This is a genomic window from Shewanella sp. MF08487 (assembly GCF_050848685.1).
Lineage (GTDB): Bacteria > Pseudomonadota > Gammaproteobacteria > Enterobacterales > Shewanellaceae > Shewanella > Shewanella glacialipiscicola.
Map to the genome: position 1 here is coordinate 44,249 of NZ_JBOZPB010000030.1, position 6,298 is coordinate 50,546.

Consider the following 6,298-nt stretch of genomic DNA (forward strand, 5'->3'; position numbering starts at 1 on the left):
GACTCCGTACTAATGCGGTTAGTGAAACTATTGAAAGACCAGTATTGCCATTTAATTGAGAGCTGAATTGTCATCAATTACATAACCAATCGATACTAAAAACACCGATGGCGTTAAAGCATGCGACGCTGAAACTGCACTGGCGAAAGTAAAAAGGCATGTTTAAAGGCTTTGTTAAGATGGCTCTGATCGAAAAATCCCAACTGCTGCGCCACATCGGCCACTAGCGCACCACGGCTAAGGGACTTTTTCGCCAACTCTAACCTCACTCGTTTTAAATAAGCATGGGGTGTCATGCCAGTGGCTTGTTTAAACTGACGTAAAAACTGAAATTTACTTAAATTAACTTCAGTGGCAAACGTCGAAAGCTGGGTATTCTGCCAAGGTTCATCGTAAATACGCTGTTTAATTACATTCAGCTGTAATGGCGATAAACCTTGCTGGGGACTTGATTTAACCGCCTGTTCGGGATATCGCTGGAGTAACAAATGCAAAAAATAGAGTAGATGGGACTCGCTAGCCAGTTCAGAGGATTGGCCTTGAATCAGTTGCTCATGCAACTGGGTAAAATAGCGATATAAGCGAGCATCCTCAACCATAGGCGCAGAGAAAAAATGCTCTTTAATGCCCAGCTCTTGGCTGATCTCATTCATATATGCCACCGGAATAGACATCACTTTAACGCAATATCCCTCTGCATAGCAGCTTTGACCATCATGGGTTTCATCAGGATTGAGTGTCGAGAGACTCTGCTGTCCAAGTTGATAGCTGCTGCCCTTATTCACAAACTGCTGCGCGCCTTGAGTAACTACGCCTAAGTGGTAATCAAGATGCACATGTTTATCAAAACTAAAATGAGTGAATTTTGCCTGACTCAGTTCTATGCCTGCCAAGCTAGGGTGACGCCAATAATTAATATTTTCAACGGGGATAACGTAGGTCATTGGTTAACAAGGCAGCCAGCAAGAATGGTAACCGCTATTCTAGCCTCCGTAGTAAACACCAGAATAGTAAATTATTGCACCAGCGGGCTAAAAATCTTGGTCGCGGTGAATAAAAATGATGCCGCACACATTAAAAAAGGCCGTACTTTGACGGCCTAATCATCATCTACCTAATCATCAAGAATAGACTTAAAAACGATAACTGACGCTCACTCTTACCATTCGTGGCTCAACAGGATGATAATGCTGATCTTCAACGCCTTCGGCTGCTTCGCCGGGCAAACGAGAGGCATAAAAATAATCTATGTCGTGATCTTTACTATCAAACACATTGAGCAGCTCAAGCTTAGTATCGAAGCGGCGGAACTCGTATCCTAACGCGAGGTTAACTAATGTGGTCGCATCAGCCTTGTGGTCATTAAAGCTGTCGAGCACCCGTTCGCCAAGGTGCCGCACACGTACACTCGAATACAGGCCATCACCGTCGGGTCGATAGGTGATGCCCGCACTGGCAACAAAGGGAACCGCGCCATCGATATACTTGCCCTCTTCAAATTCATTTTCAGTAAATCTGGCGTTAGTCCACGCTAATTCCATATCGATACTGATTGCCTCATTCAGCCAATAATAAGCCGTTAATTCAGCACCATAACGTTCAGATGCACGACTCGGCTCAGTGTTACCCGCATCACCCACAAATACTAATTCTGAATCTAGTTGCAGATACCAGATCGCAGCAGAGAAATTAATAAAGTCCCTGTCATAGTATTTCACCCCAAATTCGCCGCCATTTGAGCGCACGAGCAGATCGACTTTTTCGACCTCATCGCCACTCACTGGGTCAACCTTGATTGTTGCACCGCGGGCATCGTTCGAATGTAGCCCTTGGCCTGCATTAACATATAACTCAAGATTATCGCTCCACAAATAAGAAGCGCCGGCTTTGAGGCTGAACATACCATCAGACGCATCGCCACTGTTAAGCGGATTATCACTGTCGACCTGCACATCAAAATAATCGTAACGCAGCCCAAGATTAAAACGCCATTGATCAGCTGGCAGCCACTCAACTTTGCCAAAGATGCCACTCGACAACTCTTGCACTTCATCAAGCCTTACCGTATTCAGCCGTTGTAGCGCCTGAGTGTTATACAAACCCACTGCACCAATGTCGTCATAACGCACATCGCCGCCCACACTGTAATTCAGTTGAGTGCCACCAAGTAAAGTTTGCCAATCACGCTTAAGATCGCCGCCCCAAATCGTGCGCTCATCGACTTGTTCAAACTCATCACCATTGATGGGATCGTTTAAGAAATAGGTAAAATTAGAGAATAAATTCATAGTCGAGCGAATGGCGTAGACATTTCCCTGCCAATCACCCGCATCGTAATTAGCTGAAACGCTATAACGGTTAGATTCACCGCCGACGTCTTTATCTAAAGATCCATAAAAATCAATTAATCCAGAATCCACCGCACGGGCGGGGATCTGATCCGCCGAATTCCAGCTGTTGTCGTAGGCCATCATAGTGACGCTTAAGTCACCCTCGCCGAGCCGAGTTAAATAACGCCCGACGACACTGACCTTACTCACATCCTCATCAATATCCGTCCACGGGCCATCATAGGTTTGTGCCTCACCACCCCAAATAAAACGACCTATGTCAGTGTTTAGCTCCTGAGTTGCCACGAGTCGCTGGTAACCATATTCCCCCAACGTCACCCCAACTTGGTTATGGGGGAGTTGATCAGCCAGCAGTAATTGGGCAGCACCCGCGCCAGAAAAATCGGCCACCTCAGGATAATAAGCGCCTTTGGCATAACGGATCTCGCCTATAAGTTCAGGGATCAAAAAGTTAAGATCCGTATAACCCTGACCATGCCCATGGGTTCGCATATTCACAGGCATACCATCGACTCGAGTATTAAAGTCTGTGCCATGATCCAAATTAAAGCCGCGTAAGAAATACTGATTCGCTTTACCCGAACCACTGTGCTGAGTGACTATCATCCCAGGAACGAATTCGAGGATTTCGCCGGTTCGTAATAGGGGGCGACTCTCGATTTCTGCCGCGCCGACTATCCCCTCTGATGCCGAAGTACTATGGCCTAAGGTATTAATTTGCCTGCCGCGCACCTCAAGGCGTTCTATATTATCCGTTGCCACCTCTGCCATTACGGCACTCGATAAACAACAAAGAGGTAATAACCACGTCATTGATAACCAAAGCTTTGATAACCGCATTCCTGATAATCCCAGTCCCGATTTCATCCTTTTTTTCCTACTACAGGTGATAGACGGCAAGGATTTAACGCCTTATTTACAAGCAAAAAACCGATCAAGCTCAAACTCTGATGAATAAAAAACCAGCAAAATACAGGCAAATATCATTTCTATGTGCCGTATCGCACATTTTTAAACCCAAAAGGACAAAATGTCCGCCAGCAGATCACATTTCAACCGTGTGTTAGTGCGAAATCATGGAAATAAAATAATCTTGCTTGAATAAAAATGAACCCATTTATCCGGCTAGCTATACTCTAAATAACTCAACACTTTTAGAGACACGCGATGCAACGATGGAGCAATATGCAGATTTGGAGTGTGTGGGTAGGCCTTTTCTTTTGTGTCTCGGTTCATGCAACCAGCAAATCAACAGCAGAAACCACAGCGATGATTGCTGATAAACCTATCATTACGATGGCGTTTTATGAGGACCCCAAACATAACTTCTACTTTAAATGGGCTGAACTGATTTACGCCCAAGCCTTTGAACGCTTAGGATATTCCTAAGGAGCGTCTGACTGAATCTTCATCCCCCGCGAGCTCCTTTCGTAAAATGCTCCGCGACCGAATCGATATCTATATTGATACGGAGGCAAGCTCATTGGATCTATTACAAACGCCTGAGTTTCAAGGCAGCAAAATAATCGCGATTGCCACCCTAGAAGAACTCACCAGCTATGGTTACTTAAATAAACGTCACGCGGCACTCGCCGTTAATCTTGCTCGGAAGCTAAAACAGATGAAGCAAGAAGGTATATTTGACACCTACAAACAACAGGCCCAAAAATCGCTTAATAATGAAATGAATCATGGCGATACCCCAGAATAAATCAGCATCGACTGTAAAAGTCGTGGCTTACTTTTCTCCACAGACGATGGCACTAATGTAAAAAGCCTGTTCAATCATACTGAAAAGGCCATGTATTCGATGAAAAAGCGCATAAAGCTCACCTACAAAACCTAGGTTAAACCTTACTGGCTAGCGAGTTTACGCCAACGTAACCCATCGCGGATCACCTCATAGCCTGGGAACATAGCGGCAATCACTAAGCTATAACTTAGCCAATGTTCTAACTGTAATAACGTAAATTCCCAATTTAATTCAGCTACTTGGTTTTGTACTTGGCTTTGTAATAGTGGCGAACTAAAGGCCAGAAAGACTAAGAACGAGGCATAGGCAAGATTGATCCCCATATTCGCCAGTAACAATTCAGTAGTCCACACTCGGCGGCGTAACTGCCAGAGACTATTCGCCATAGACAGCAAAATAATAGGGCTAAACCATTGCAGTAATTGCTGAGCACTAGCGCTGAAAATCACAGTCCGCGCGGCTAATTGCTCGCTACTCATCCACACAGAACACCAGATCACGAGCAAGAGGAAAAGATACGTCGCCAGATCGGTAAATACATCACTTAAACTAATATGCTGCCAACCGGGCCCAACCTTAGGCAAATTCTGTGGCTGCCATTTTTGACAATTGCTGCCGGACATAGGTTTCCCCTGAGCCGAGAAACTCCAAAAGGCCAACAGGATAGCGGTAAAGGCAAGACAGGCATCGCCGATAAAACCTTTGGCAATATGGTGGATAAATCCTAATAGATCCCCCTCTGTAGAACCCAACCATTGAGTCGTGCCGCCCACAACCTGCAGCACAAACAAGACCCCAAGCACAGTGAAAAGTGTATGTTTAAAAAGCGGAATATCCTCAGAGGCAATAATAGGCACTGCCGGAACAAATTGCTGCGCGACCTTACAGGGATGACCCATTTGCTTTAATACTGCGACAATTTGCGCTTCAGTCAATTCACCTTGTTCAGATAGGGCATCCAATTGGTCGCAGATATTAGCTTTTAATTCACGGCCAATTTCCTGACGTTTGTTCTCGGGCAATTCTCGCTGCACCGCGGCGATATAGCGATCGACTAATTCCATATCAAATCTCCTCTGCACTCTCGTCTGAGCTTTTTATATCAGAGCCATTAGTGTCAGCGCTTTGCTCCAGTAAAAAAGCCAAGGCGCCATTAAGTTGCTGCCATTCATCGGTCAGTTGACTGAGCAACTCAGCGCCCAATGACGACAATTGGTAATAACGACGCTCACGCCCTTCGGCCTGTCGCCACTCACTATCCAACAATCCTTGATCGGCTAGGCGGCGCACTAAGGGATACAGAGTCCCTTCGTCAATATCGATACCGCCTTCCTGCAACTGTTTGCGGAGCGAATAACCGTAGTGGGGTTGTTTTAATAATCCCAGTACCGCCAACACTAATACCCCACGGCGCAACTCGAGTCGCATTTTGACTAGCTGTGAACTTGTCATTGTCGAATTCCTGTCCTTAACACTGTGTCACACACACTGTGTGCCACACAGCAAATACTATGCAGCACACAGTAATATTGCAAGTTCTTACGCACGTTTTTTGATCGATTTGTTTATTATTAATGCAATCTATTGTTTGTATTGAATTTACAAAAATGCCAACCGTTTCTGCTGAGTGCTCACATTTCCCCACCGCCATACACTCAAAGCGAATGAGTCACACATAAGCAAATTCAAGATAAAAAATTGCAAAACTTCCTATGCTTGAGTAACTTAGCTGCCAACATTGAATAGCCGATTCGTCAACCTAAGTACGGTTTGCTCCTTAAAAGAGATAAATAGGAACGACTCAAGTAAGTATTGATATTCAATAACTAAAAATATTAAGCTGTTAAATTAAGGACATAGAAAATGCTCATGGATAGAGGCGTGCTGGTACGCTGGAATGATGAAAAGGGATTTGGCTTTATTCAGCCTGAAGAAAACGCAGCCCAAGATGTGTTTATTCACATTTCAGTGCTGAAAAAGATGGCGAGAAAACCCATAGTGGGCGATAGCATTCTGTTTCAAACTGAAGTGCAAAATGACGGCAAAAGAAAAGCGGTTATCGCCTCGAGAGGGTGTAACAGATTCTGTGTAACTGCAATTTAGTTAATATGCTTCACAATTCTGTCTTCGAACTCAATAATAAATCGGCTCATCGCAGTACGCCAGTTTCGAATGGGCATGGTCCATTTTTTAC

At 44.8% G+C, this 6,298-nt stretch carries 4 protein-coding genes and 2 pseudogenes; 2 read left to right on the top strand and 4 right to left on the bottom strand.

Annotated elements, in window-relative coordinates:
• Positions 1 to 113: 113 nt before the first annotated feature.
• Complete coding sequence (locus tag ACRN9H_RS17470) at positions 114 to 944, bottom strand: AraC family transcriptional regulator (RefSeq protein ID WP_432315433.1); 831 nt, start codon at positions 942 to 944, stop codon at positions 114 to 116.
• 189 nt (positions 945 to 1,133) lie between these two features.
• Positions 1,134 to 3,191, bottom strand: coding sequence for a TonB-dependent receptor (locus ACRN9H_RS17475; RefSeq protein WP_432315438.1), 2,058 nt, complete (start codon positions 3,189 to 3,191; stop codon positions 1,134 to 1,136).
• A gap of 327 nt (positions 3,192 to 3,518) precedes the next feature.
• Between ACRN9H_RS17475 and ACRN9H_RS17480 the strand changes: the two are divergent.
• Positions 3,519 to 4,062 (top strand): annotated as a pseudogene (locus ACRN9H_RS17480) (hypothetical protein).
• Positions 4,063 to 4,205: 143 nt separating this feature from the next.
• Here the strand turns inward: ACRN9H_RS17480 and ACRN9H_RS17485 are convergent.
• The gene (locus ACRN9H_RS17485; RefSeq protein ID WP_432315435.1) at positions 4,206 to 5,168 is read right to left on the bottom strand and encodes a hypothetical protein; all 963 of its coding nucleotides are present in this window, start codon (positions 5,166 to 5,168) and stop codon (positions 4,206 to 4,208) included.
• A 1-nt stretch (position 5,169) separates the two neighbouring features.
• The gene (locus ACRN9H_RS17490) at positions 5,170 to 5,556 is read right to left on the bottom strand and encodes a PadR family transcriptional regulator (RefSeq protein ID WP_432315436.1); all 387 of its coding nucleotides are present in this window, start codon (positions 5,554 to 5,556) and stop codon (positions 5,170 to 5,172) included.
• A gap of 411 nt (positions 5,557 to 5,967) precedes the next feature.
• On the opposite strand from ACRN9H_RS17490, the pseudogene ACRN9H_RS17495 reads away from it, so the two are divergent.
• A pseudogene (locus tag ACRN9H_RS17495) lies at positions 5,968 to 6,171 on the top strand (cold shock domain-containing protein); the annotation flags it as partial.
• Between the last annotated feature and the right edge of the window lie 127 nt (positions 6,172 to 6,298).

Bases quoted from the DNA above. Each gene is read 5' to 3' on its own strand.
- ACRN9H_RS17485 (WP_432315435.1), bottom strand. From the start codon at position 5,168: ATGGAATTAGTCGATCGCTATATCGCCGCGGTGCAGCGAGAATTGCCC.
- ACRN9H_RS17470 (WP_432315433.1), bottom strand. From the start codon at position 944: ATGACCTACGTTATCCCCGTTGAAAATATTAATTATTGGCGTCACCCT.
- ACRN9H_RS17490 (WP_432315436.1), bottom strand. From the start codon at position 5,556: ATGACAAGTTCACAGCTAGTCAAAATGCGACTCGAGTTGCGCCGTGGG.
- ACRN9H_RS17475 (WP_432315438.1), bottom strand. From the start codon at position 3,191: ATGCGGTTATCAAAGCTTTGGTTATCAATGACGTGGTTATTACCTCTT.